At 34.8% G+C, this 25,101-nt stretch carries 27 protein-coding genes; all 27 read right to left on the bottom strand.

Going from position 1 to position 25,101, the window contains the following annotated elements:
* Positions 1 to 62 precede the first annotated feature (62 nt).
* A complete protein-coding gene (locus PGW42_RS12975; RefSeq protein WP_270203741.1) occupies positions 63 to 1,100 on the bottom strand; it encodes a hypothetical protein in 1,038 nt (345 codons plus the stop codon).
* A 116-nt stretch (positions 1,101 to 1,216) separates the two neighbouring features.
* Positions 1,217 to 2,389, bottom strand: coding sequence for a guanylate kinase (gmk, locus tag PGW42_RS12970; protein WP_270203742.1), 1,173 nt, complete (start codon positions 2,387 to 2,389; stop codon positions 1,217 to 1,219).
* 135 nt (positions 2,390 to 2,524) lie between these two features.
* On the bottom strand, positions 2,525 to 4,573 hold the full coding sequence (locus PGW42_RS12965; RefSeq protein ID WP_270203743.1) for a hypothetical protein: 2,049 nt from the start codon (positions 4,571 to 4,573) through the stop codon (positions 2,525 to 2,527).
* A 228-nt stretch (positions 4,574 to 4,801) separates the two neighbouring features.
* Positions 4,802 to 5,392, bottom strand: coding sequence for a metallophosphoesterase (locus tag PGW42_RS12960; protein WP_270203744.1), 591 nt, complete (start codon positions 5,390 to 5,392; stop codon positions 4,802 to 4,804).
* A gap of 93 nt (positions 5,393 to 5,485) precedes the next feature.
* Positions 5,486 to 6,058 carry a hypothetical protein gene (locus tag PGW42_RS12955; protein ID WP_270203745.1) on the bottom strand — a complete coding sequence of 191 codons (573 nt, stop codon included), beginning with the start codon at positions 6,056 to 6,058 and terminating at the stop codon, positions 5,486 to 5,488.
* A gap of 64 nt (positions 6,059 to 6,122) precedes the next feature.
* Positions 6,123 to 6,494 carry a hypothetical protein gene (locus PGW42_RS12950; RefSeq protein ID WP_270203746.1) on the bottom strand — a complete coding sequence of 124 codons (372 nt, stop codon included), beginning with the start codon at positions 6,492 to 6,494 and terminating at the stop codon, positions 6,123 to 6,125.
* A gap of 257 nt (positions 6,495 to 6,751) precedes the next feature.
* The gene (locus PGW42_RS12945) at positions 6,752 to 6,976 is read right to left on the bottom strand and encodes a hypothetical protein (RefSeq protein WP_270203747.1); all 225 of its coding nucleotides are present in this window, start codon (positions 6,974 to 6,976) and stop codon (positions 6,752 to 6,754) included.
* A gap of 191 nt (positions 6,977 to 7,167) precedes the next feature.
* Positions 7,168 to 7,302, bottom strand: coding sequence for a hypothetical protein (locus PGW42_RS12940; protein ID WP_270203748.1), 135 nt, complete (start codon positions 7,300 to 7,302; stop codon positions 7,168 to 7,170).
* 49 nt (positions 7,303 to 7,351) lie between these two features.
* A complete protein-coding gene (locus tag PGW42_RS12935; protein WP_270203749.1) occupies positions 7,352 to 8,371 on the bottom strand; it encodes a hypothetical protein in 1,020 nt (339 codons plus the stop codon).
* Positions 8,372 to 8,464: 93 nt separating this feature from the next.
* Complete coding sequence (locus PGW42_RS12930) at positions 8,465 to 8,686, bottom strand: hypothetical protein (RefSeq protein ID WP_270203750.1); 222 nt, start codon at positions 8,684 to 8,686, stop codon at positions 8,465 to 8,467.
* Between the two features lie 78 nt (positions 8,687 to 8,764).
* Positions 8,765 to 9,133 carry a hypothetical protein gene (locus PGW42_RS12925; protein WP_270203751.1) on the bottom strand — a complete coding sequence of 123 codons (369 nt, stop codon included), beginning with the start codon at positions 9,131 to 9,133 and terminating at the stop codon, positions 8,765 to 8,767.
* Between the two features lie 891 nt (positions 9,134 to 10,024).
* Positions 10,025 to 10,372 (bottom strand): hypothetical protein, encoded by a 348-nt coding sequence (locus PGW42_RS12920; protein ID WP_270203752.1) that lies wholly within the window; start codon positions 10,370 to 10,372, stop codon positions 10,025 to 10,027.
* Between the two features lie 51 nt (positions 10,373 to 10,423).
* Positions 10,424 to 11,200 (bottom strand): endonuclease/exonuclease/phosphatase family protein, encoded by a 777-nt coding sequence (locus tag PGW42_RS12915; protein WP_270203753.1) that lies wholly within the window; start codon positions 11,198 to 11,200, stop codon positions 10,424 to 10,426.
* A complete protein-coding gene (locus PGW42_RS12910) occupies positions 11,169 to 11,360 on the bottom strand; it encodes a hypothetical protein (protein WP_270203754.1) in 192 nt (63 codons plus the stop codon). Before PGW42_RS12910 ends, PGW42_RS12915 begins: the two co-directional genes overlap by 32 nt.
* Entirely contained in the window at positions 11,347 to 11,964 is a 618-nt protein-coding gene (locus tag PGW42_RS12905) for a hypothetical protein (protein ID WP_270203755.1), read from the bottom strand. The genes PGW42_RS12910 and PGW42_RS12905 overlap by 14 nt, the downstream gene beginning before the upstream one ends.
* 38 nt (positions 11,965 to 12,002) lie before the next feature.
* Complete coding sequence (locus PGW42_RS12900) at positions 12,003 to 12,869, bottom strand: hypothetical protein (protein ID WP_270203756.1); 867 nt, start codon at positions 12,867 to 12,869, stop codon at positions 12,003 to 12,005.
* A 216-nt stretch (positions 12,870 to 13,085) separates the two neighbouring features.
* Positions 13,086 to 14,282 (bottom strand): WYL domain-containing protein, encoded by a 1,197-nt coding sequence (locus tag PGW42_RS12895; RefSeq protein WP_270203757.1) that lies wholly within the window; start codon positions 14,280 to 14,282, stop codon positions 13,086 to 13,088.
* Positions 14,283 to 14,498: 216 nt separating this feature from the next.
* A complete protein-coding gene (locus PGW42_RS12890) occupies positions 14,499 to 14,651 on the bottom strand; it encodes a hypothetical protein (RefSeq protein WP_270203758.1) in 153 nt (50 codons plus the stop codon).
* Between the two features lie 161 nt (positions 14,652 to 14,812).
* A complete protein-coding gene (locus tag PGW42_RS12885) occupies positions 14,813 to 15,838 on the bottom strand; it encodes a hypothetical protein (protein ID WP_270203759.1) in 1,026 nt (341 codons plus the stop codon).
* Positions 15,828 to 19,268, bottom strand: coding sequence for a hypothetical protein (locus PGW42_RS12880; RefSeq protein WP_270203760.1), 3,441 nt, complete (start codon positions 19,266 to 19,268; stop codon positions 15,828 to 15,830). The genes PGW42_RS12885 and PGW42_RS12880 overlap by 11 nt, the downstream gene beginning before the upstream one ends.
* A gap of 18 nt (positions 19,269 to 19,286) precedes the next feature.
* Positions 19,287 to 20,198: a hypothetical protein gene (locus PGW42_RS12875; RefSeq protein WP_270203761.1), complete on the bottom strand. Its 912-nt coding sequence runs from the start codon at positions 20,196 to 20,198 to the stop codon at positions 19,287 to 19,289.
* Between the two features lie 446 nt (positions 20,199 to 20,644).
* Positions 20,645 to 21,070, bottom strand: a complete 426-nt coding sequence (locus tag PGW42_RS12870; RefSeq protein WP_270203762.1) for a hypothetical protein — start codon at positions 21,068 to 21,070, stop codon at positions 20,645 to 20,647.
* A gap of 102 nt (positions 21,071 to 21,172) precedes the next feature.
* Positions 21,173 to 21,709 carry a hypothetical protein gene (locus PGW42_RS12865; RefSeq protein WP_270203763.1) on the bottom strand — a complete coding sequence of 179 codons (537 nt, stop codon included), beginning with the start codon at positions 21,707 to 21,709 and terminating at the stop codon, positions 21,173 to 21,175.
* A 182-nt stretch (positions 21,710 to 21,891) separates the two neighbouring features.
* A complete protein-coding gene (locus tag PGW42_RS12860; protein WP_270203767.1) occupies positions 21,892 to 22,761 on the bottom strand; it encodes an SPFH domain-containing protein in 870 nt (289 codons plus the stop codon).
* A gap of 255 nt (positions 22,762 to 23,016) precedes the next feature.
* Positions 23,017 to 23,691 carry a hypothetical protein gene (locus PGW42_RS12855; protein WP_270203764.1) on the bottom strand — a complete coding sequence of 225 codons (675 nt, stop codon included), beginning with the start codon at positions 23,689 to 23,691 and terminating at the stop codon, positions 23,017 to 23,019.
* A 222-nt stretch (positions 23,692 to 23,913) separates the two neighbouring features.
* Entirely contained in the window at positions 23,914 to 24,159 is a 246-nt protein-coding gene (locus tag PGW42_RS12850) for a hypothetical protein (protein WP_270203765.1), read from the bottom strand.
* Positions 24,160 to 24,756: 597 nt separating this feature from the next.
* Positions 24,757 to 24,906 (bottom strand): hypothetical protein, encoded by a 150-nt coding sequence (locus PGW42_RS12845; RefSeq protein WP_270203766.1) that lies wholly within the window; start codon positions 24,904 to 24,906, stop codon positions 24,757 to 24,759.
* Between the last annotated feature and the right edge of the window lie 195 nt (positions 24,907 to 25,101).

The raw sequence follows: 25,101 nt of genomic DNA, 5'->3' as shown, positions 1-25,101 counted from the left end.
TATAGCTTCGACTCATAATATACAGTCTCCATATTCAATAAATTTTCTTTTTATCCCGATGTCTACAGCATAATATCTTCTGGCTTTTTGGCCTCTTCCAGCATCTTTTCTGATAAGTTTTTTTCCCTACATACTTCAGCATATTTTCTAGCATATTTCAGGACCAAATCCGGGCAAAATTCTTTTCCGTTGCTTTTATGACTCAAATAATCTCCCAACGCTTCTGTTGCATATCTCAAAGCCTGTCTTTTTGGATCATCTTCTATATATGTTGGAAATTCTACTTCAAGATACAATGGGTTAATATGCTCATGTGACCAGATTCCTGATTCTGTTAGTTTATAACAAATCATCTGTATATCTGAAAAATCAACATACCAATTTTTCTCTTCTATACGATCCAGATACCGATTCCAATCCGCTTCTCCCTCTTCCAGAACATAATAGGAACCATTCCTTATATCTTTTACTGGTGTACCAGCTTGTAATGGACAAGGCATTTTTATAAAATGATATTCGAATCGTTCTATTTGATAGCTATCTACAATTTTTTCCTCTTCTGGAAGCTCGTAAGAATTGAATCGTTCTATTTCTCCACTCATATTTAAAGTAACGGATGCTACCGCAGTGCCGTCATATGCACAGTATTCTTCCGTTTCAAAACCTAGATTTGGATTTCCTCGCCACGGATTACGTACAATTTCATCTGCATCTGTATTTACAATCATCTGCTTACATATCCGACATTTCAGCTCATATGTCTGCATATATTTTTTTGCATATTTTAAAGCTCTGTTATAATCAATGAAAAAGCCACAGCTTTCATATTCCATGTTTTCAACAACATAGATATATTTTCCCGTTTGATTATGGATAAATATCTCAAATGCCTTTTTTTCATAGTCCAGACGTTCGTTGATTTGTCTTCTTAGAGTTTCATCTCTCGTTTCTTCCGACAGCTCCTCCAAGGCATCTAAAATTTCCTGCCTGAGTCTGCCTGGTGCATTCCAGATTAAGGTTGCCTTCTGAAAATCTGTAAATGCAAAATCAATTTCTTCAAAACATTTTTTCATCCATTGGGATGGGACTATCTCAAACATCTTGCTTCCTCCATACACAATTCCCGTTCTACCGAACCTGGAAAAGTCGCAAATATATTTCTTTATCAACTCTCAAATTCTTCACATTTTACTTCCCTGAAGCTATCCTCTTTCAATTATTCGCCTTCCTCGTCAGACAAATATTTTATAATCCCTTCCCGAATCTCTCTTGCTATCTTCAGCTCTCGTTCATTCATTCCACTGGCATTTTTTAAAACTGGATGAAAAAGAGCATCGACCACAAAAGCTGTACCTTCCACGCTATCATTTACAAGGATAACTCCATATTCTTCAACATGTTCTATTTCAACCAACGCCCGCTTCAGCCTCCTACGAATGGATTCTTCTGTCTCAGTACCACTATTTTTTAATCGGTGTAATAATTCATCAAACGATGGTGGAATCAGAAATACCGACTGAATTTTTTGCTGCTTTCTGATCTGTCTTGCTCCTTGTGAATCGATTTCGATAATCACATTCTTTCCTTTAAAATAATTCTTATAAACTTCCTTTTTGAGAGTACCATAATATTCTCCCGCATACTCTGCAAATTCCAGAAATTCATCGTTACTTACCATTTCTTCAAATTCTTTTCGCGTTGTAAAGTGATAGGATTTTCCATCCACCTCACCTTTTCGTGGTTTTCTTGTTGTCGCCGATACCGACACGACATACTTTTCAGGATGTTCTATTAATAGTTGATGTATAACCGTTCCTTTGCCAACTCCCGAAACGCCAGAAATAATTATTAGTTTTTCCGGCGTTTCTTTTATGTGTTTCTCAGCAATGTGCTTATATAAGCATTTTTCTTTAAAGGTTTTATAATCTTTCCCATAAATATCATATTCAATTTCTTCAATTTTTCCATGTGCCCTGTAAATATCTGTTCCTGCAATAATCCCTTTGCATCTAATTTTCTCAGTTCCGTTATTAAAATCAAACTCCACCAAATCATCTTTTTCAAAAAGAGGTGTGCGCAGTTCATATTTCCAGTTGATTTCTTCTACTTCATGCTCCGTTTTGGCATGTAAAAGCAACGTAGCTTTTATACAGGAATCATCCCACCGATAATATCTACCCATATCAGGAGTTGATAAATTATTCATATACAAATCATATATATCATTTCGCACGAATAACTTTGTGCAAAACGTATTCTTCTCTAATTTCCACCGGTTTGTATCGCTCTGATTCAACACCGGGAATAATGAAGACCATTCTGTATGATAGTTAAATTTATTTAGCTCAGGTCCGTAAAACTGATAGGCTTTGCCATCTTCATCGATCATAATCACACACCCCGAACCACCCATTCCGGATGGTGCACAAAATCCATAGGCAACAATATTTTCAAATAATTCTTCTGTCAGATCTGATAATTTCAGTTGTATGCTATCCTCAAATTTCATACTTGCTCTCCACAATTATTTTACAGTTTCCATGAGTGCTCTGATTTTTTCAAAATCATACTCTCTGATTATTTCAGCTTCAACTGCACCCTCAATTTCATGATCTGTCACAATTACATCTGCTTCCATAGGATCGTCAACGATTTTTTCTGCCATCATGGAAAAGAAATCATACATATTCATAATCTCAGTAAGATGAAAATAATCAGTCAAAAAGGAAAGTGTAGTATCACCAGCCACCCGTGAATTGCCGTCCTTTGCTATATTCAACCAGATAAATTCATTTGTCAAAAGATCAATTCCGAATAAATATGCAAATGTGCTCTCACAATTTATACGATATGCTGACTTTACTGTCTTAGGTTCATACACTTGTCCACTATCTTCCCAATCTCTCAGCATATATCCCGCCTTGCAAAAGCATTCATTAAAGTTTTTCCCAGAATAAACGTTATCGCAAAAAATCAAATATCGATATTCAGAATACCGTGCCTTGAATTCCGGAAGATTGATATCAAAGTACTCAGAACCTCCCAGATAACCGCTTGTTTCATCACCGGAATAAGTAATTGCCCCTGACTGATGTCTTGACATAGTTCTCCAGGAAAATTCCCTTCGATTACCATCTTCTGTAAGTGCAAATACCGAGAGATCAATATCGTTCACTTTCTCCCAATAAGTAAACGCTCGAAGCTTTTTCCCTTCCTCTATCGGAATTCTGGATCCTTTGGAAAGAACGCCGAATCCACCTTGCGAAGTATTTTCTGCTAATGGAAGTGCATAATTTTTCATCGAAGGTTCAATATATACCTTTCCAAGTCGATTTCTAAGTTTCTCAGAAAGTTTTGAACGAATCATTTTCCCAACTTCTTTTACCTGCTTTTCTGTAAGCCTGCTTTGACCTTTCTCACTCTCCTCTGGTGTTTCATAATGAACTTTCATGAGATTGTGCTGTGTAAATTTGAAAATACGTCCGTCCTTTCTCTGCTTTCCTTCATATCTGAACAATAGTTGTAACAATATCAGCGTACTGCAATCCTCTGGAAATTCCATACAGAATCTTTGCCCTTCTTCTTTGTTCATACGACTGATAATATAGTCCATATTTCGAAGCAATGCAGATGTTCCTTTCTTTTCCCGCAATAATTCTGCTGCTTGCTGACATCTGCTTTCCTGCATCAACTTTTCAAACTCACTGTATACAGACTCATTACCTTTCGTTCTCATGGCATGTACAAATATTTCCGCCTCTTCATTTTTTGGTTGATAATGAATGTGATGTAAAAATCCATTCCATAGCTGCTTCTTTTCATAACAAGTACGGATATCACACTTTTCACTTCTGAATATTCTGTCTAAAAGTGCTGTTAAGAATTTTCTGTCCTGATTTTTAAAGTTTAATTTTTTCGGATTTTCATTGTGATAATACCGGTAGTTTAATTCATCTACTATTTTCATAACATCTGACAGATTCAAACTGTCTGCCAGCGAAAGATTTTTCGTGTCAATTAGAAGTCTTACACAGGTGTTCTTTGAGACAATATCCGGAATACTTTCAATATGGTCACGAATAAATGTAAGTACAAGCGTATACTGCCTCTCATTAAGTGGTCGTGAACCTGACAATGAATCATTCACAATCGTTCGTACTGCATCTTCTGCTTCTTCTTCCGTTTGTATCACAAATTCCTGTACTTCTGTATCTTCCTGAAAAGCCGCACGTTCAAAATCTTTTTCAAATACAGAATGTCCCGGCTCATCGAAATTTCCAAGTCCGTATGTATTAAAATAATGTATAAGCTGATCAAACAATAGTTCTTCTGCAGAAAGATCTCGGACACTTTGTGGGAATCCCCTATAAAATGGTTCTGGAACATTTTCTCCAAACCTTTTTGAAAGTTCTTTTACCATCTCGCAACGCACAAGCTCCCTGCCTTTTGTGATTTTTACACCAAAGAAATGTGCCATTGCAAACAATGTTTCAAATACATGTTTTTCTTCTGTCATTCCTTCACTGATAAGAATATGCTTTTCGAACAAATAGTCCTTGTATATTTCTTTCATGCCCGCACCTCTTTCTACTATACTTTAAACAATGCCGACTGATCTTGCCACTCAAATACACCTAGTTTGAAGTAAGTAACAATAGCTGTCGGCATCCTTTTGGCGATATTATCGGATTAAATCTGTGCTCTACCAACTGAGCTACAGAACTTTTAAAGTTCTGGTGGGATTCGAACCCACGACAACAAACTCCCAAAGAAGTAAATCCGATTAGCTGCCAAATATTTTCTATTTCGTTTCCACTTCTACTCCTTCCAAAATTTCTTCTAAAGTTCGCGGTGTATAATTCATATATGGAAGCATACATCCCACATTACATGCCAATAACTTTTTGTCATACACGTGTCTGCAATCATTCTCCCGCATCTGCTTCAGACAGCTTTGATAAAACTGGTCTTCTGCACTTTCATGTGTATGTCCATACAGCAAAATTTTTCCACGTCCCATGTTTTTCCAAGAAAAAATCGGATAATGAGATAATACCAATCCATATTTTTCTTTTCCAACCGAATCATAAATTTCTTTATAATCACAAATTTCTGTAAATAGCTGTTGATACCTGTAATCAGACACATCATCATGGTTACCTCTAATCAGCACCTTTCTTCCTTTTAGACGCGCCACAAAAGCAATCAGATCTTCGTTTTTTCCTCGCAAACTCATATCACCTAATAGATATACAAAATCACCATTCGTCACCCGATCATTCCAATTTTTCAGGACCACTTCATGCATTTCCTGTACAGAATCGAAGGGACGATGGTCAAATTTGATTGCGTTTTCATGGAATAAATGCAAATCACTGATATAATATTTCATCTAATTCAACCTTCTTTCATTTAATCATCAATTCACCGATACTAGTCACGGCAGTTTTTTGCAAAATATCTTTGCTTTTCTTCTTTTTTATCCCTACTCATCCCATTCCGGCAAAATTGTGAATCTACCATTTTGATAGCCTTCCAACAGTTTTTCTCTCATATCGCTGTACCAGGCTCTCAACGTTGATTGGAGATAATATATTTCTTCTTTTCTATTTTTATCGTTTTCTAAAATATTGCCAGTTTGTACATCCATGTAAAAACTGATTTTTCCTTCATTTCCTCCGTAATACTCCATTGTTAAATAGTTATCTGTATCCTTTGCAAATACCATAATACTGTCATAAATAATAGATATGAGACGATATTCCGGATTCCACCATAATTCTTTTATATCTATCTCAGTTTTCTCTATCGGTAACCATGCCAACACACTATCAAATTCTAAAACTCCTCCTCGACTTTGTCTGAAACTTCCAGGTATTTTCCCGTAATCAGTACTCCTTAACCCTGCATCCCAACAACCAGCACTTAGATGACCATCTTTTTCAACAATCAAGCAGACCTCAAAATTATTAGGAAGCCTGTCTTTTATATAATTAAATCCTTTCAACGTTACTTCTCCCGGCTTATTTGATATAGCAAATACTTCATTTGTACCCATAATTATTTCTCCATCATTTAATATAGTTCAAATCAGATTCAACGAATTATCTCAAAAACAAATTTTATATTTCTTCAATCTCAGCATAAAACTTTTCAAATTCATCTAGCATCCTATCGATTTTGGTGCGCTCATACCACCCCTGTGATTTCCAAAACTGTAAAATCTCTGTGAATTCATCTTCTTTTTTGTCGATAAATCCTCCACATCGCTGACCATTGTGATATACCTTATCATTTTCTCTTGCTGTCATACAGGCAGTATCACGCCCCAATCTTGAGCAGTCTTTGCAATACAGTTCTTTTTTCCTTGGTAAAAAATGGCAGTCGTCTTTACAATTAATAGGAAAATACGAAGGTACTCTTGAGCATAATGCAGCCCCTGTTTCTTCTGTGTTACCAATATTGATTTTAAACTTACATTTTCCACATTTCATACGTTTTTTACCCCTATGTTTTCTTCATCTCTTTTAATGATATTGATGTTATGTACACATTGATTTTTCTTCATAGATCATCTTAATAACGGGACATATATTAATTTCCTTATCTTCATCCACACTTCTTCTGTGACATTTATATCCGGTGAGTCAACAGCCCATTTCAAGAACTCATGAACAACCACTTCCAAATTACATTTCCCAAACACTTCATAAAAATACATTTTTCAAATCCTCTAACAGTCTTTTGTCTTTCATTCATCACAAATAGGCCACAATACTTTCCAATTCTCATTTTCCGCATGATCTGGTTTATGTATGCATTCTCCTTCCATAAAACAGATTTCATTTCTCTTTTCACAATATTGAATACCATTCATATCTGTTGTACAAAGATCGTTTTCGCTGTCATTTACTAAACAAACGTTCTTCGGGATCTTATTCTTCACAATAATTGCTTCTAATAATTCAAAAGTCATATATTTCTCCAATTTTAAATTAAAATTATTCCTATCGGCTATACGTTTCTTTGCCTATTCCAGAGCCTGGCATGAACAGAAAAATCTACCCGGATCAAAAAATGTTACTGGCTCATCGCCTCCATCCGGAGGTGGATACGCTAGAGGTTCACTTAGATTACTATACTGGTTATAGAAAATATTATATACTTCTATTCCCGTTCCCTGCTTTCCGGATTCTTCATCAAAAGATAACTGTCCGTCCTGTTGATATAATATACTCCAAATAGATCCTGTGATACTTCCATTTTCATTACGTCTATACAAAGTACTGTTTCGTCATACACAATCCAAATCACCTTTTCTTCTGGAACTTCTAAAAGCGGTCATATAACCTTATTTACCGTAGGCATCATTGGTCATAGGTCTGTGATGTGCTTGTACAAATTCCGCTGCTCGTTTTATCCCTTTCACCATTTGAGCTTCCTGATCTGAGTATTCACCATAATCTGCCACAATGTCTACGTGTTCCGGGTCTTTCAAAATCTCATACAACACACTTTCGAATCCATGAACATGATCCATCTCACCATTATGCATAAAGTGATAGATTAAACCTGTTCCTGAGAACTCGGATGCAATATAATTAATATCTCCACTTTCAAATCCGTGTCCTGTCTGCACACACCAAATACCGGAAGTATCATCTTGAACCGGAACATATTCGCCAAGATATTTCTGTTCTAATAAGCCATCTGAACCACCTGCATATTCAGGCTTATTTTCAGCATCAATCCTAATATTCTTTTTACTGTAAAGATTTGTTAGATAGTTAAGATACGCCATTCTTTCATCTTTTTCATTCAATGTCATACGCTCAATATATATTGGGTTGATGTGTTCATGTTCAAACTCTCCCTGATAAGCTATCCCGTCAAATTTTATATCTACACAAACCTGAACATCTGAATAATCTCCTCGTAGATTTTTATAAAACTCATAATCCTTATCAAAATAACTGAGGATGATTCCTACTTTCTCGAAAAACACGGTTGTATTCCAGCCACCATAGAGACATCTTACAATGTCACCATGCCTGAAATCATGCGGAATAAATACAAAATCAAAAAGCGATTCATTATAAGGCAACGCTCCTAATGAAGTATTACACTTTCTATAATACTTCTTATCTTTTTTTATCCGAACTAACGCCTTTGATATTCTGTCTTTCAATGTGTCATCAGATATTTCTTCCTTAAAACTATTTAACCACTTTACTTTTTTCTCGTAAGAAATCATAATGTGATTTGCTACAATCGTAGCTTTCTCCAAGTCCGTAAATTCATGATGAATGCTATGCAAATAAGTTCTTGTGTCTTTTGATGGAATAAATTCATCAATAAAATTATTTACCATTTTGTCCTCCAAATATTAGTAAACATATTTCACTTAAAGATACTTTTTAAAATCATTTTGAAAAACTAGTGTCAGCGTATTCAAAAGTTCATTTTAAAAAATTCTTGTTTCACTATATTTCAAGTTGCTCTCTTCATTTTTCTGGTTAATCTCCGCAAAATATTTTTTCCTGTTTTCTATAATCTCCTTGTCCGGATAACAAGCGAATTTCATATCTGTCAGTCCTCTGCTGATTTCTTTATAACTTTCAGGACATTCCTCCATCAGATCAAATGCACAGTCAAAATAGAGTATCTTAGGATTGATACGTTTCATTTATTACCTGCTCCACCTGGCAATAAGTTTAATCTTTTTGTTTCAATTTTTCTTCCTGTATTCATAAATAATCCCCGCTTATCCTAAATTCACATATTTATCTTTGCATATATCTTCTACAAAGAATACCGGTAATCTGTCATGATATGTGTCATATAATATATCCTCTGAAATCTGTAAATAACGTTTTCCTACTGGTGTATCTACTTTTTGCATATAATCTATTACAATAGAATTTTTCATTTTATTATTGATCTTCCCACAGATAGTACAATAGCTGTTAAGTGATGTATGAATTTTGTTTTCTTCCCAATTCCATTTATATCTAATTAGACATTCTTCATATTGATGCTTGTGTTTTGACTTCTTATTAGCTTTAGATATATCATTTTCTTTCCATTTGAGATATTTGGGTATTTCTAAGTCTGAACTAAATTTTCGCTCCAATTCTTTTCACCTTCCTCTGCCACCAATCCAACTAAAATAAAAAACAGAAACGTCTTTTAAAATTGAACTCTCAAATATACCCTCGCTTACCCGAGGACCTCAAAAATACCTTTGCAGCTACAAATGTCAGCACAGAATATCTTGTCGAGGTATCCCTCTTGTCTTATCCGTCGATAAGCCTTATACTCTGTGGACCCTGCATATAGATTTCTCTACTGCAGGCAGAATCCTTACTGATGTAGACCTGTCTAGCTTTCACCAGCCACAAGCCTGGTCGCCGTTGCGATATCTTGCCTTTAGCTACTCACTTGTGATTTGATTCCATATATGCTTTTCACATATATCCGGGCATTCATGCAGCAGCGCCCATGCGGCTTGATGTGTTATCGGTTTCGGCTGTGTAAAATCATCACCTTTCGGGTGAGGCATCAACCGTTCTTCCTCTGCATCGAGGCTGCCTATCGAAACATCAACAAATCGTTCACAAATGTATGACTACACTCAACCATCCGTTAAGATGATTTTCAGTCTGCAACGATATTTTCAAAGTGCCATGACCGAATAAAAAACTCTTGGTGTCAACTAACACCATCCTTGCGTCTCCGTTCGGATGAACTCTAACAGGTTCTCCTCTTGAAATAACCTCTGTATTTGCTCATTCATTCCTCTTACGACCATGCGCCCAATCTCTACTGGCGATAGAGTTGTGATGGGCGTGGCATATTTGAAAGTTCAATCATTTTTTTGTTATCTCTCCAACCTAATGCTCCCTTCATGATTTTATAAATAGCATCAGCTTTTTATCTGTGACTGATTATACCGTTTTGAACATTCTATAAATCAGCACATCTAATGCTTTTCAGATTTATTTTATGCTCCTACCAGAGTTTATTATTGGATTTTTCTACACTTTCCACAAAATTCATCCGGTACACAGGCTTTATCGTCAATATAAATATCACAGAAAATCTTACGTGAATTATTTCCATAATAATCAATCACTTCCGGCACATTATCATTCACTGCATCAAATTCAAGCTTTGCTACTTCTCTACACCATGAAAGTGCCTTATCCAAAATCACTCCCGATCGACACGTCCAAAGAATAAGTTTATCCCCCGCCTTTTTATGTATTTTCAAATAATCAATGAGAGGCTGATTTGGTTCTCCTGTATCTGGCCAAGTAGAAAAACACAATGTTCCATCAAAATCTACCGCAATAATCTGTTTTTTATCCATATCTTCATGCATCTCCCTATTATAAATGTTCGCAAGTTATCTGACACCAGACTATTCATTTATATCTACAATAATCGCTGCATGATCAGTAACACCCGCATTCATCAAAAACGGATCAATCTCAATATTCTTTACCTTTTTTGCAAGAGACGGAGATGCAATGGCATAATCCAATCTCCCCTGATATTGTGCCTCTGTTGGTGTATTTTCATCATTCCCGAACATCATCCATAGATCCACTGCTCCTTTATCAAGTAATCTATTTATCATTTTCTTATTTCCCCGGGTTTGATCATTTGCGTTTAAATCTCCCACAAGTAAAAAATCATCATTCAGATTGTCTACCACAAAATTTTCCATATGATTCAAAAATATCTCATCGGATTCACATGGAAAGTGGCTTCCACATATCAGCAAATCATCCTCTTTACAAACCACACTCCTATTCTCCCGATATTTCCCAGGTGAATGAATATATTTAGGGTTTCCATCTCGAAAGAAAATCATAGTTAACGAATAGTTTCCTCTCTCTGGTAAACAATCTTCAATATATGAATATCCTATTTCTTCCAATTCTCCTATAAAATCTATACTTTCATAACAGCTAATTAACATTTCTTCAATAACCAATAAATCCGGTTGCTTATCCAAGATATATTCTTTCAGGCTGTTCCATGTCTCATCTTTCTTCACTTGCTTCGCCCAATACTTCCAATCAATCTGATATTTTCTATCTCGATTATTAAAATACCGGTGATTCATCAAATGTTCGTTCTTACCGCCAAAATCATTCATATTAATCGACATAATTCTTTTCTTCTTGTTCATTATTTTCATTCTCTCTTTCCTCTACATATTTTTTTATAAATTCTTTTAAAACAGCTGCTGGATTTTTCTTTTCTGCCTTACAAAATGTCTTAAACTGGAAATACAAATCCTCTTTTATTGTAAATGTTATTTGTATATTTTTATTTTTAATATATTCCACATTCTACCTCTTTTCCAACGACTTCTAATTTTACCATATCAATAGCTTCATCTATGGTTATCTTACCTTCAAGCAAAAGGAACACCGGTGTGCTTAAACAATCTAGCAGGCTTGGAAGTGCTCCCGTAATAAAATCTTCTATCTGCAACATGTCCAACTCAAAATATGTATATGGAATAAGCATTGTCGATGTAATATCTTGCATTTCATCTTCAGTAATATAAAATCTTGGTAATATTAAACATTGCGATTTATATAGTGCACCTTCCATGCCGTCCGAAACAGCTATCCATATCCTTGCATTCATAAAATTTAATAGTCTGCACACTTCGTATATCTTCGTTGATTTTTTACAAATTTCTGCACCTGATTTTGAATAGTAAACTCGAACCTCCATTGAATCTTCATAGAACCAGATACATCCCTCTGTAATATTATCTGGACATCTGTCACAATTTTGAAAAACCATCGTTATCCTTGGCGTCCCTTCCAACTGATCTGTTTTGAAATACAAATTATGCTGTTTTAAATACGAAGTGATTTCTGACATCATCCTGATACTGGTTTTCTTTTTCTTTTTGTATCCCATAATGCTGCTTTCCATAACATGTGCCCCTTTCTACTTTTTATGTTGAAATTTTACTATATCGATTGGTTTATAAATCTACACAAATCGTTTCTTTCAATTCTTGTTTTACATCTGATACCCGATTCTGTATAACACATTTTTAACAATATCAATTCTGGAACTGTACGAAAATCATCATGCTTATATTGTTCTAATAATTTATGCATTTGTCTTTTCGAAGAAATCCAAACGAAATCTGTAACGATATCATCATCACAGATGGGCTTCAAATAAAGCACTGCGCTAATCATATCATCACTCAAAGGATTTACTTCTTCCTCTTTTATTATGATTCCTTTTAATGTGTTATTTTGCAATTGATATAACTTTTGCTTGAATTTTTCAATCTGTTGATTCTTGTATACATCGCATCCATCCACACAACTTATCACATCCGACAAGTATTGTCCTTCTTGTAGTACTATATGCTTTGTCAAAGGACTATTTCTCTGTTCTAATTCCTCTATTCTAAATTCCCATTGACCAATAAATATGTCCAGAAATTCCTCCGTGTTCCCACGATTTTTATATCTCTTTTCATACTCATCTTTTAAATTTTTATCCGGATATATAAGCGTATATGGTATTTGATCTGCTTCCAGAAAATCCAATATCAAATCGATAGTCGGTATTACAAGAGGTATTTCCGGGCAATAATAAAGCAAATATTTTATCGCCCAATAATAATACAGTACCCAGTAATTTCTAAGCGTCAACTTAGGATTCGCTTTTATCTGTTCCCCTTCCCTGTCAGATTCCATATTTCCAGATACTTCTGAAAGATTGGTGTATTTGAAAGGCATACAGATCAAATCAATTGCTTCTGGATTCTCTTGACAAAAATAGCTTTTTCCTGTTCCTGCATAAGCCGCATAAATCATAATTATTTCTCCCTTTTGGACTTATCTTGATTCCGTCATTGTATTTGCAGATTTCCACCAGAGGAGCAACTAGAGGGCCAACTTCTCCAGTTTGAAATTAGCATCCTGAGATAGCGAATCTATATCTGCTATACTATATTTATACATAATCCAATTGTTCATAAAACTTCACAACTTTTAATTTTCAGAAAAAAGAGAGCCAACATGTGCTTGACTCTAATTCTCCTCATACTTTTCCAATGCTTTCCTCAGTGTTTCTTTGATTCTATTTCTATAGGAATTCTTGCCCTTCCCACCAATGTCAAGGACCTCTACGCATCCGCTATATTGCAACACCCAAAAAGTGAAACTGTTAAGATTTACTTTGATTTCTATATCATAATACTTGCTTTCATCCGCATCATATCCCACTACCTTAAAGCAATCAGAGAACCAATCCACAATCTGTGTAAGCTGATCCGCATCCACACGTATTCTTACTCTCTCCACTTTTCCCGCGAACATATAGGGGGTTTCCATTCTATATCCAAAGAGGTCATTTAATTGCGAAAGACCTGCCTCCTCTTTTGTAACAGCTTTTGCTCGATTAATAGTAACGTCAGACATTAAATCTACTCTATATAATTTGTATTGCAAATCTGTGCGTCTTTCCGTTTCCAAATCTGCACCCACCATATAGTACCGCCCATTCGAGAATATGATATCAAATGGTGAACAAATTCTATGGACATCTTCTTTATATTTCTCTGGCGTTTCTGGAAGTACCTTTCCATGGCGCCCGCATGGGACCAACCTGATAGTTTGCTTTCCATAATCATACACGCAGAGATTAAATTTTATCTTCTTCCCCTGTTTGATTGCCTGTCTTATCAAATAAACCTGCTTTAAGACACGACTTTCTATATAGCCAGCCTTTCCATCTATGTCATCATCTCCAACAAAGTATGGCTGATTTTCCATGCGATGGCGATATTGAGTTAATTCAGAAAATCTCTTACCTGCCAGAAATGTAATCCTTTTCGCGAGATTATCTGCTTCTTTCTGAGTCAAAATCTTACTATTAATCACTGAATCCATCAAAAACATCCATTCGCTTTCAGATAGCATTTCCATCATCCAGTATCCTATCGTCCTACCATTTTGACCTTTCTTAATAAAAATAATTTCTCGTTCATCTCCCCGACACTTCTTTATAATTTCGTCGCATTCTTCCTCTGTCTGATACTCTTCTGCTTCCATTCTATTTGCAAAACCTTTTATTACTGTCCTACCTATCTCGGTTCCCCTTTTTTTTGCTTTATCAATGATGCTCTTTGCACTTATCGGATTCTCCCTGCTTGAATACTCTCTCAATATGTCTCTGATAATATCATCATTATTACGTTCACCAAATCTTTTTTCTACTCGTGCCATAAAAACGTCCCTCCATCTTTTTTTCTCCATTTGCAACCAATAAAATACAGCCACCATAAAGGTGGCTGCATCTTATTTCTTCTAACTTACTACTTTCCTATACCCGACGATTCAAAGCTCCGTTATCTGATATCAGAAGCACATCTCTATATTCTCCAGAATATCCACCGCAATCTATTTATAAAAATGCATAAATCGTCCTTTTGGTTTTTTTCTTTACAATCCAAATACATTATCTTCTAAGACTTCTTCTGGAATATCAAGTTCATCGATATACTGCGATAATGTCAACTCTTTCTCAATTTCTTCATTTTCATTATACATCTCTTGCCACCTCTTTTCTTTTATGTTTAAAAATAATGCTCCCACCTACAGAACCTACTCCATTATCAGTAACTTTCACTGAATGTAGGACAATAAAAAAGACCAGATAGCTGTTAAGTATATCTGATCTTTCTCTGTAATTATTTTCTTTGGGCTATTATTTAATATTCTGCCTTTGTCTATTTTCTTTGGGGTATTATTTAATACTATTCCAGACACTCTAAGCTCTTGGTTCCATGTCCTGTATCTTCCAAAATCCAGTATCTAGATTTGTCTATATCATCAATCTGTTCTTCGCTGATTAATTGAAATTCAAAATATTCCAGAAACTCCTGGTTTATAGATAATTTGATGAAGCTCCATCCTCTATCCCCACTATGAGCCTCCATAATCTGTTTTTCTTCCCAGATAAACCTTGGCCTATACCATGCTTCACGGGCATATCTATAATCATCAAGCCCATACCACCCCATAAGTCGTCCTCTGTCTAATCGAATAAACTTTTGATTTTTCGGATGATATTCTTTACTTATAAGATATGCTGCAATATTCTTTAATATCTTTTCCCGTGTTTGTTCATGCACAGTTTTTCCTGATCCATCTTTATGTGGCTTTACCCTACTATATAAATACGCAAAACGCTTCGTTGGATCTTTTTCCAGCTTTTTAGACGTATCCTTTCTTAATATCATATATCTTTTCCGCAATGGACCATGCTCCAACGCAATTGCTATTACTGAAGCTAATGTGATTCGATTTTGACTATATTCTTCATTCTCACCGCATAACTTATCGTTTAACTTGCTTTCGACTTTTTCCCACTGTTCTTTCTTATTTTCCGGACAATGGTACAGCCAATATTTTTTTAACCATCCATTCGCTTTCGGATATGTTTCTTGCCATTCTAAAATACACTGTCTATGATTTTCCAAATTATTATTGATTGTTTTTTCTTTGGATTCTGAAGCATTAAGATCAATTCCACACCATTGAAGTAAAATATACTTCGTATCATTTAAGATGTTCTCATGAACAAGTCCCTCTTCGTTATAAACCTTTTGTTCTGTTTCAAATCCAAAAATAAATCCTCTTGCAAGAATTACAAGAATTCCTCCAATTCCATTCAAATCATCACTTTCATAATTTTCAGTTAACATTTTAGGCTGAATTCTGGGTCTATCAGATTCTGGATCCTCTACATATGCTTTAAATTCTAAAATTTCATTTAACATCTTCTTTTTCCTCTTCTATATATGGTTCCAGCTCTTTCCATTCAAATACTTCCCAAAAGAATCTGCCATAATCTTCTGACTTCTTTGTGATTTCATATAATGTTGCAATTTTTAATTTCAAAGGCAACTCCTTGGTTCCCGTCACTATTTGTTTAAGTTTCTGAAGACATACCCCATATAATTTGTTTTTCGGATCTGTCTCATTTTTTTCATAAAATCCTTGAACAATACTTTCCAGATCTTTTTCTAATGATTTATCCAACTCTTGTATTTCTGTTCTATTTTTTTCAACTCTCTTTTTTAAAGTCTCAAACAGCGTTACTTTTGGAGCTTCTATTAAAGTAAGTACATTCCATAAAGTTTTATATCCCTGTTGTTCAAAATGAAACAGAACTTCCTGTTCTTCTTTTTTCAAACTTTGAGCATCAAATCCATTACCTATAATCTGTTCTAATGCTTTTCCTCTATTTTGCATTGGTTGTAATAACCATTGCTTCTGATTCAAGCGATCTTTCATTTTTTCAATCGTATTATCTTTATCTAAACATCCTTCTATTTTTTCCTTTATACGTGGAAGCACAGTTCTTTGAATTTCTATTACATTTTCTTCATCATATATTTCAAATAAGTTTGTTTGCAGATTCTTCGGTGCATAAAAAGTATCTTTCTTTTCATTCTTTAAGATTGGTAAAAACGTGTTTGCATAGAACCGATACGAATTAAAAATCCCTTGACATTTTAATTTAAATCTTTCAATGTTTTCCTTGTCTCCGTCTGAGTTTTTTTGGGAATATTCGAAAAACTGTGCCTTTTTCGTTTTTTTCTTCTTTTTATATCGTTTTAGTCCTTCTTCAAAATATAATGGTAATTCGTTGATATATGTACCACCATCCTGAATTTCAAACGTAGCTTTTGTTTTACAATTTTTTGCAGACACACAAAGACATCTTTTTCCCTCAATATTTTTCCGAGTTGTTGACAGATTATCAAGATTATACTCTTCTTCTCCCCGCAACTTTTCTAAGTCTCTCAAAAATAAAATATAAGCACTCTTGTCAATCCCTGCTTTAAGTACAATGTCCAAATCAGGATGTTGACCGTTTTTAGCCGCATCAATCTCCAATCCTGTTAATATCGTACATTTTGCACATGTGGAACTATTTGAGGTAAATACCAAACCTGATTCGTCTTTGCTTGGTAATTTCTGATTCCTCTCATATTCTATCTGCCCGATAGCAATTGCAGCATCGGATATTTGTCCAATCCGATTAGAAAATGTATTCTGGATATGAGAAAACGGAACATACTTCTGAATTGTGACTGGATTTCCTTTAGAAGTAGGTATTTTAATAACCGGAAGTGTTCGCTTAAAATACGGTACTAATCTATTCGTTCTATCACCCAGATAATTTCCAGCCTCATATGCTCCAAATGCAACCGCTTCTACTACATCCTGATTCGCCACAACATTGACCAGATCCCCGTCAAAATCGGCACCTCCCAGACATAGCGGAGCCGATGATCCCCTCGGAACCATGACAATACCAGTCAGCTTTTTAAAATACTCATCATATAATTCAACATGTCCTTTGAAAGAGTTATAGTTGACCCAATCTGCATATAAATCCTCTGTAGTCATTTCAAAACGCTTCATTATTACTTGTTCATTTCTTGACAAATGCGGACTTCGAAAGAATGCATAATAAGAATCATAATTTAACTTCAAATCTTTCCAACAATCACTCTGTGTACCTACAGGCAGGTAAAAACGCAAATATACATATTTTTGCCAGAATTGGGATATAACATTCTCATTCTCCAGTAGACTCGCAAGCAATGGCAATAAATCTCTGCATAGATATCGATTCTGTCCTTCCACAACTATTTTTCCTGTTGCCAGCTTTGTTAAAAGTCCTTTCTGTACATTTTTTAATTGCGATTTTATATATCCGTCGCTTTTTAAAGCAGAATTCTTAAATAACGCCCGTTTCCAGTTAGGTATCTGTCTTGCAACTATCGTTTCCTCCTCTTTCTTCTGTTTATCACTATCCTCCTCTTGGATATTGTTATCATCATCTACTGTCATTTCTTCGCAATCTTTCAGATACTCGATAGGATTTTCTATAAAAAAACAATGTCTTCCTACAATCCTTTTAAATTGCTCTTCCGTAAAATGCAGTGTATTGATCATCTGATAGCTCAGATGTGTATATTTGGAGTTCCCGTAAGGTAAATTTGTTCCTGAAATATACAATGCATGATCATATTTTTCCATTGCATCACAATAGAATACCATCGGATCCATATTAGCAGCTTTATCAGATGCACTATCCAAATACTGTTGAATCCATTTCATACATTTAAACATACTTTCTGTGATAAAAATATGAGCCTTGCTCAAATCTCTCTTTATACCAAAAGCATCTACATACAACTGTTCACCTTTTTTTCCGTTATAAGTCTCTAAAAACTCATGCACATCCACTTCATGAAGCATTCCCTTCATGAACGGTAACCTAATCTGAAAAGAAGTGGCTCCTTTTATGTTCAATGCTTCATTAATGTAAGAAGCATATTTTGGCGTAATAAAACCAGAACCATCGAATGGGATATCCACATACTCAAAATCTTTTATTTGAGGTTTCTGAAAATTGCATTGCAACACTTCCCTAAAATCTGCATCTTTTACCACTTTAATTTCTGTAGTTGCTAATGGAATATTTTTATCATAATTATAACTTGTAACCGGCTTTTCCGGGTTGTCTTTCTTTGTTCGTACATCCTTTATTATTATAATAGTATCCGGATTTATCACAAACTTTGGATGTTTAACTCTTTTAGAAGAAGAAAGATATAAACCTCTGTATGCATAATATTTACTTTCAATTACCGGTATCTTTGAAAAATCCATTCCTAAGTTGAGACGCGTATTCAATCCTTCATAAAAATCTTCATCAATAAACGAAATACGACTATTCCGGCTCATGCTTCCACTCTTATCAAAAGCAACCATATGGACCGGATTTTCACCCCATTCAAAATACATATCAAATCCATTTTCTATAAGATCTTTTGAATCGTCTAGCAAAGCTTTTTGGTTCTCTATCTTCCATGCCCCAGAATTCTCCTTATCAAGTGGCTGAAATATTTTACCAAAATCTACAATCACTAACTTGTCATATAATGTTTTATCTGTAAGTTTAAAAGGTTGTTTCTCTTTATCACACCATACAGATTCTATTTCTTTGCAGAATTGATAAAATAGCGCACAGTCTTCTCGTTCGTCTTCCTGTTTTGCGACATATCTTCGCAACGAATAATTCCCAAGATAAAGCTTGAACCGTTCTTTTTCTTGACCTGGCTTCTTTGGACAAAAGTTGAAAAAAGCCTGGGCATCAATCGTTATAATTTTTTGTTTAATGTCTGGCATGATATTACTCCTCTTTGGTTAATTGGGATTTTTAGTCTCAGCATTAGTGAATACATCCTCATTCCACTCAATATTTTTGAGTTTTTCTTTGAAGTCATTCCACCTTTGCTCAACCCCTTTTTTATCCTTAAGAGCTTTCCACTCTTGCTCAAACTTTTCTTTATTTTCCTTTTTGATTTTCTGATATATATCTGTTAAATTTCCGATTTCCTCTGATGTAATTGTAATCTCCAAATTATTCTTTTTACACTGTTCAAAACACTGTTTAAAAATCCATGTTTTTCGCTCTACCTTCCACTTTTTATCCTCTTCCGTTCCTTTTTTGGGAATAGCACCCCTCTCTTCATCAGTCCTAATCCAGCTTTCCCGTATGGGATTAATTTTATTTTCTGTGTCTTTAAGTTCATAATATTTCCATATCAATCCATTTGTATATAGGACTTTTCCATACCATAATATCTCTCCCAATAATTGACCTGCTAGAGTCGCTCCCCCATTCGATCCATTCAATAAAATCCTTTTCTTCGTGTCTATTTGAACATAATAGTCTTCCTCTTCTTCCTTATAACCTATTTTCATTGTGTTGTGGTCTAAGCATTCTATGAGTTTTGAACCTATGGGCTTTACTTCCACACAACCATATATATTTTTCAAAATTGTATTTTCTCCCTCTTCACCATTTTTAGGTTCCTGTCCCTCTGGAAAATTTTCATCAAAAATCGCAAGATCTGGAAAACTTCCAAATCCATCTATATATTTCCTATGATCTCGTTTTACAGTTTTCCGACCATTATGAACATCACGTATCGAAAGTTCTTCCGTTTTTGCATATTCTCTCAAAAGCATATTAATTAGTGGATATAATTCTATCTCTTGCCCATACTGTTTATCCATTAGCCATAGTTCTCTCATATATTGTTCTAATGTCATTTTATCAACCTCTCTCTTTTTGATATTCTTATATATTTCACATTTCTCAGATTATGGTGCTATACTATAATGATATTGCATTTTCTGTCTAGCTCAGTATATATCCCAAAATTTCTAATACAAATTATACTATATTTTCCAGGCGTAATCCATTCTTTAATCCCAGAACCGTAAATTTACTGCAAAAATTTATTAGACAAAGCATCTTAATTAAATTTTTAATATACGGATAAGACATCTTTATCGCAATAAGCTATGGCATAAAAAATGCAGATAACCTTTAGAATCCATGGCCATCTGCATTTTACGCAAAAATCACTACCCTATTTTTAATTTTACACTGACAATGTTAAGAATCTCCGGTTTCCTGAATAGTTAATAAACGGTTCAATTACACATCTTCATCCATATAACTAGGTATACCTATGCAAATCCGAATATCTGATCTATGGTCCATGTTCGAATATAATAAAATATTCTTTAATCGTAAAACTTTCAAAACTGCACTCTGAGTAATACTTATGTAATCTATGAAAATCATATTCTCTCTTGTCTGCTGTCGTTTCTATTACCAAACAGTATTCCTTCGTATGATAAGCCGAAATGAACTTGATCGGTTTTATGTCCGAGGGTTCTTCGTCTATTCTTTTTAATCTCCAAATAAAATCATTATCATAAATTCCCACAGGCAAATTGTTCCTGTCATCTCGACGATATGCAAAACAATCAAGACAAATATCCACGACTTCCCTTTCATAGGGATATAAATAGCAAAAAGGAACTTCTATTGTTATCCCGTTTTCCTTATTTATGGCTATAAAAACTAAATCTTCAACTAAAACATCCCTCGTTACATCATATACTTCTGCCATCTATCTCACCAGACACCCTTTCCATTCCGACATTCCAATATTTACTTCTACTCCAGAATTAAACTCAATCGCGTCTTCCTCCATTCCGTCAGAGAAGATTATTCAATTTTCAGGCATTTTAGATAATACCCGGAACGGATCTCCTTCACCAATCGTTTCAAATACAACAGTGGCATCTGTTGTATTTGAAGGAAATGGCTCTCTAACAACAAAACTTAACTTTTTCTCATCCCATCCAATCTTTTCATAATCACCACTACCATCATAACCAAACAATCCACATGCAGTCTTTGCCTGTGCCATTACTGACTTGTACCATCCGGTCTGCCCAATTCCTGTAGAAACTATTATACCGGATGAAGACTGTGTTTCTGTTATGACACGCCCCAAAGTATGGCGTGTGGTTAAGTCATATCGTGCTGATGTATGAGATTTGGGACCGATAAAAAAATCATTCACAGCAAGCATTTTCTGACCATCATTGGTCACAGCCTTTGCCATGGTAACATTTTTCACATCACAGTCACTAGTTATCGTTTGGGGGATAATCTTCTCCAATTCTCCCGCCTCAAACGGAAGGAGGATTCCATCCCACCTTGCAGGATCAGGATTGACTCCGATTAACTTTTGTCCGCTCAAATACTTCACCGTATTGCATACCAGACCATCTCTTCCGACAGCAATAACGATATGTATTATACTTGTACAAGAGCTCTTGAAGGCGACTCTTCTGCGTCACAATCACAATTTTATTTGCATTTCTATCCATTTGCTCTCCATTACCGGGCAATTTCCTGATTAGAATCACCCAGATTATATACTTAATTACTTGTAGTAACACCCGAAGATGTCAATGTCTCCAGAAGATCAGGCGAAATATTCAAATTTCCGATTTTATCCGTGTTTTCCACAAGACTGTTAAATGCCTTTGCAATCAGTGTTTTACTGTCCATACCGGATAAAAGAATGACAAGAAGAACTTCCTTATCCACTGATTCCAATGCTTTAAGTACAACTTCATTGGCGTATGCTTTAGTGTCCGCTTGCTCTTTTCTTAACTTACTTTTAAGCTCAACCTCTTCCAAAGCATTTTTTTGCCTTAGCATTTGATTTTCATGCTCTTTCTCCGCAACTTTTATTTCTGTATTCAACTCATTTTCCTTAACAATTCGTTCCTGTTCTATCGCCGCATTTCTTCTCTTATAAATCGCATTATCCTGTTGTTGAAGGATTTGTTCTCTTGTAGCTGACTCCAGAGCTTTTTGAGTTTCCAATGAAGGAGATACAGCCAAAATGGATACGGTTACAACTTCCAATCCTAACTCTTTAATGGCTTCGTTGGAGGTCATTTCTTCAGACAAAAATGCTGCTAATTTCTCCTGTGCATGAATTACCGCCTTCACATCTCTTGCATTAACAAACTTAGAAACAGATGTCTTTTCTAAGTTTGTTATTCGCTTTCCCATCACCTGCTTTGCTTCAACTTTTTTCCCTTCATACCCTGATTCACTTGTGTACGAAAAATCAATCATTCCAGCTACCTTTTCGTAATCACGAATAATGTAAGAAATATCACCCTGTATATTGATTCTCTGAAAATCCGATGTCAACACATCATCGAAAGCAAAGAATGTGTCAAATGACACTGTAGGAACCACTGACATTCCTGTGTTAAGTGTGTTACAAAAAATGATAATCCAATTCCCTGCTTTATAACTTTCCCGTTCTTCATCACAAGCACATACTCATTTGGTTGAAATTTATAATGTTTAAATCCCATGTTGTCTCCTTATTGATTCTGATTTACTACTCTCCTATCCCTTGCGGATTAAAGTCCATTATCCGATGTCTGAAATACATCACCAATGACTCTTTCTGCCTTTTATGGTGAGATTGTATAATATGGCTCTGCTTTTAATCCGCATAAATCGATCCTTTCGAAAATATTATCCTAAAAGATACGCTCGCAGTTCTTGTTCCGCGAATTGGTCTATTTTTTCATCCAACTCCTGGAGTCTTTCTAAGAAATGACTCATCAGCTTATTAAACGCTGCATCTGTTTTTATGTTCATCACACTATTCCCATATTCTGCTTCTTCTTCGGTAAAAGCTGGTCTCTCCGCATCAAAAACATATTCTTCAACGACATTATCCATAAACTGCAGTATCGTATTAAATATTGTATCCGGAAGAACCAGTTGCTTTCTTTCTATGACAGCTCGGATCCTGTAGTATTCATCTTCATTCTCTATAGCCATCTCGCTTACAAAACTTTTTAAAGCCTCGTAAATCTCCATGATCTGATTTTTCTGAAATTCACTTACTTTATCCATTCTCTTATCCTCCGTTTTTTCTTCCTCTATCTTTATCTCCTTTTGCAAAGCACCTTTCGGATATCCCAAATAACTCTCCAATTCATCCAAAAGTTCTGGTGTTCTAGAATCCGGTCCACTGGATTTATCTCTCTGCCAATATTTAACCGTTTCCGGTGATACATGCAGTTCTTCACCTATCTGCACATATAACTGTTGTTTAGAAGATATCCTATCTCCATTAAGTTCCTTTTTCTCTACTATGCTTTTCAATATTTCTCTGAATTTCCAACTGTCAAAAACTACCATTTCCTTATCCTTTCTTTCTTGATCCTGATTCTATTATATTCTACTTGTAAGCTTTCAGCGGAGGGGCAAATGGAGGAATATCAACCTCTTGAATTTGGCGATTCCCGTCTGCTATGTTATATTTATACATAATTAGATTGTGTATAAACCGTTACAACTTTTGATTTTCGAAAAAAAGAGAGCCGTTTGGCTCTCTGAAGATATATTTGATATCATTATAATTTACCTAGTATAATTACCATTTCCACAATCTATAATCCATCCTTTTTCTATACATTTGCTCAATGCATCTTCAAAATTTTTCGGATACACACCTTCCTCTTCAAATAATCTTTTAACTTCTTCAATGGTATAGATTTCTCCTCCATCAGGAAACATACTTCTCCTCACACTGTACAACATTCTTCTTTCTCTATCCTTGTAATCGTTTTCTCTTATATCGTTCTCCTCAATATCTACAACAAGCATTCGATGATCATTTAATTTCTTTTTAATAAATGTTTAAATCACCCATAAACATTACCTTTTTATCTTTTTCTCTTTCAAACAAAAAATTTATTAAGATTAAGTGTTCTGAATTTTGAAAAATTTGAACATATGACTGGTTTTAAATCAAGCATTATGGTAGAAGGTAGAGAAAAAGATGAAACCATACCCCAAAAAGTGGAGTATCTTTCCTAGCGAAACGTGGAATCGCATTTTCTGAAATAGCCAAACGATTAAGTAGATTTGAAGAAGTGGCACAAAAGTACCTGAAAGAATATAGGATGCCAAAAAGAACTGGTGATGCGTATACATTGCTTTTTTCGAAATAAAATCTAGTCAGTAACCTGTTTATCATAAAAACGGAAATTTATTTAAAATGTATAAATATACACGGAGAATAGTTTATGAATTTTAAAAAGGGTGTTCCATTTTTTTACAACAAATTTGACAAAAAATAATCATAAAATTGCCGTTTTACAACAATACCATCTTATACCACGTAATACCATAACGTCCTAAAATCCTTGAAAACATGGGATTTAAAGGTATTATATGGTATCTGGTAATATATCAGAGAAATCAAAAAGTATACACCTCCGGGAAACACATTGCAAATCGAATTTCCACGGCATCCTTGTCTTTCATGACTGAGTTGACTTCGTGTCCGATGTAGCGGGCAGGCTTCTCTATATTCAGTAAAACATCATCATCTAAAGCTAATTTTCTCATTTTTCCTCCTTTTTTAGTTTATTTATTTGCTATTTTTACATAATTTTAAGTGTGTAAATTTTACAATTTATAATATTTTCAATTTTAAAACTATTTATTTTTTACCGTTTTTTTGCAAAAAAAATGCCCCCATTTTACCCAATGTCATTAAGTTAAGGAAAAATAATTAGATTCTTATATTAGAAATAATATAGG

This window comes from Coprococcus sp. TM115-187 (genome assembly GCF_027679115.1).
GTDB lineage: Bacteria > Bacillota > Clostridia > Lachnospirales > Lachnospiraceae > Allocoprococcus > Allocoprococcus comes.
Note: the sequence above shows the minus strand (reverse complement) of the source record. Positions and strands in the feature narration are given on the sequence as shown.

Excerpts from the sequence above, each read along its gene's own strand:
- PGW42_RS12975 (WP_270203741.1), bottom strand. The coding sequence starts at position 1,100 with ATGTTTGAGATAGTCCCATCCCAATGGATGAAAAAATGTTTTGAAGAA.
- PGW42_RS12895 (WP_270203757.1), bottom strand. The coding sequence starts at position 14,282 with ATGGCACGAGTAGAAAAAAGATTTGGTGAACGTAATAATGATGATATT.
- PGW42_RS12930 (WP_270203750.1), bottom strand. The coding sequence starts at position 8,686 with ATGAAACGTATCAATCCTAAGATACTCTATTTTGACTGTGCATTTGAT.
- PGW42_RS12845 (WP_270203766.1), bottom strand. The coding sequence starts at position 24,906 with ATGAGAAAATTAGCTTTAGATGATGATGTTTTACTGAATATAGAGAAG.
- PGW42_RS12920 (WP_270203752.1), bottom strand. The coding sequence starts at position 10,372 with ATGGATAAAAAACAGATTATTGCGGTAGATTTTGATGGAACATTGTGT.
- PGW42_RS12950 (WP_270203746.1), bottom strand. The coding sequence starts at position 6,494 with ATGAAATGTGGAAAATGTAAGTTTAAAATCAATATTGGTAACACAGAA.
- PGW42_RS12905 (WP_270203755.1), bottom strand. The coding sequence starts at position 11,964 with ATGGAAAGCAGCATTATGGGATACAAAAAGAAAAAGAAAACCAGTATC.
- PGW42_RS12855 (WP_270203764.1), bottom strand. The coding sequence starts at position 23,691 with ATGGTAGTTTTTGACAGTTGGAAATTCAGAGAAATATTGAAAAGCATA.
- PGW42_RS12955 (WP_270203745.1), bottom strand. The coding sequence starts at position 6,058 with ATGGGTACAAATGAAGTATTTGCTATATCAAATAAGCCGGGAGAAGTA.
- PGW42_RS12875 (WP_270203761.1), bottom strand. The coding sequence starts at position 20,198 with ATGACATTAGAACAATATATGAGAGAACTATGGCTAATGGATAAACAG.
- PGW42_RS12965 (WP_270203743.1), bottom strand. The coding sequence starts at position 4,573 with ATGAAAGAAATATACAAGGACTATTTGTTCGAAAAGCATATTCTTATC.
- gmk (WP_270203742.1), bottom strand. The coding sequence starts at position 2,389 with ATGATCGATGAAGATGGCAAAGCCTATCAGTTTTACGGACCTGAGCTA.
- PGW42_RS12945 (WP_270203747.1), bottom strand. The coding sequence starts at position 6,976 with ATGACTTTTGAATTATTAGAAGCAATTATTGTGAAGAATAAGATCCCG.
- PGW42_RS12885 (WP_270203759.1), bottom strand. The coding sequence starts at position 15,838 with ATGTTAAATGAAATTTTAGAATTTAAAGCATATGTAGAGGATCCAGAA.
- PGW42_RS12870 (WP_270203762.1), bottom strand. The coding sequence starts at position 21,070 with ATGGCAGAAGTATATGATGTAACGAGGGATGTTTTAGTTGAAGATTTA.
- PGW42_RS12880 (WP_270203760.1), bottom strand. The coding sequence starts at position 19,268 with ATGCCAGACATTAAACAAAAAATTATAACGATTGATGCCCAGGCTTTT.
- PGW42_RS12935 (WP_270203749.1), bottom strand. The coding sequence starts at position 8,371 with ATGGTAAATAATTTTATTGATGAATTTATTCCATCAAAAGACACAAGA.
- PGW42_RS12960 (WP_270203744.1), bottom strand. The coding sequence starts at position 5,392 with ATGAAATATTATATCAGTGATTTGCATTTATTCCATGAAAACGCAATC.
- PGW42_RS12850 (WP_270203765.1), bottom strand. The coding sequence starts at position 24,159 with ATGCTTGTTGTAGATATTGAGGAGAACGATATAAGAGAAAACGATTAC.
- PGW42_RS12915 (WP_270203753.1), bottom strand. The coding sequence starts at position 11,200 with ATGAACAAGAAGAAAAGAATTATGTCGATTAATATGAATGATTTTGGC.
- PGW42_RS12900 (WP_270203756.1), bottom strand. The coding sequence starts at position 12,869 with ATGATTTATGCGGCTTATGCAGGAACAGGAAAAAGCTATTTTTGTCAA.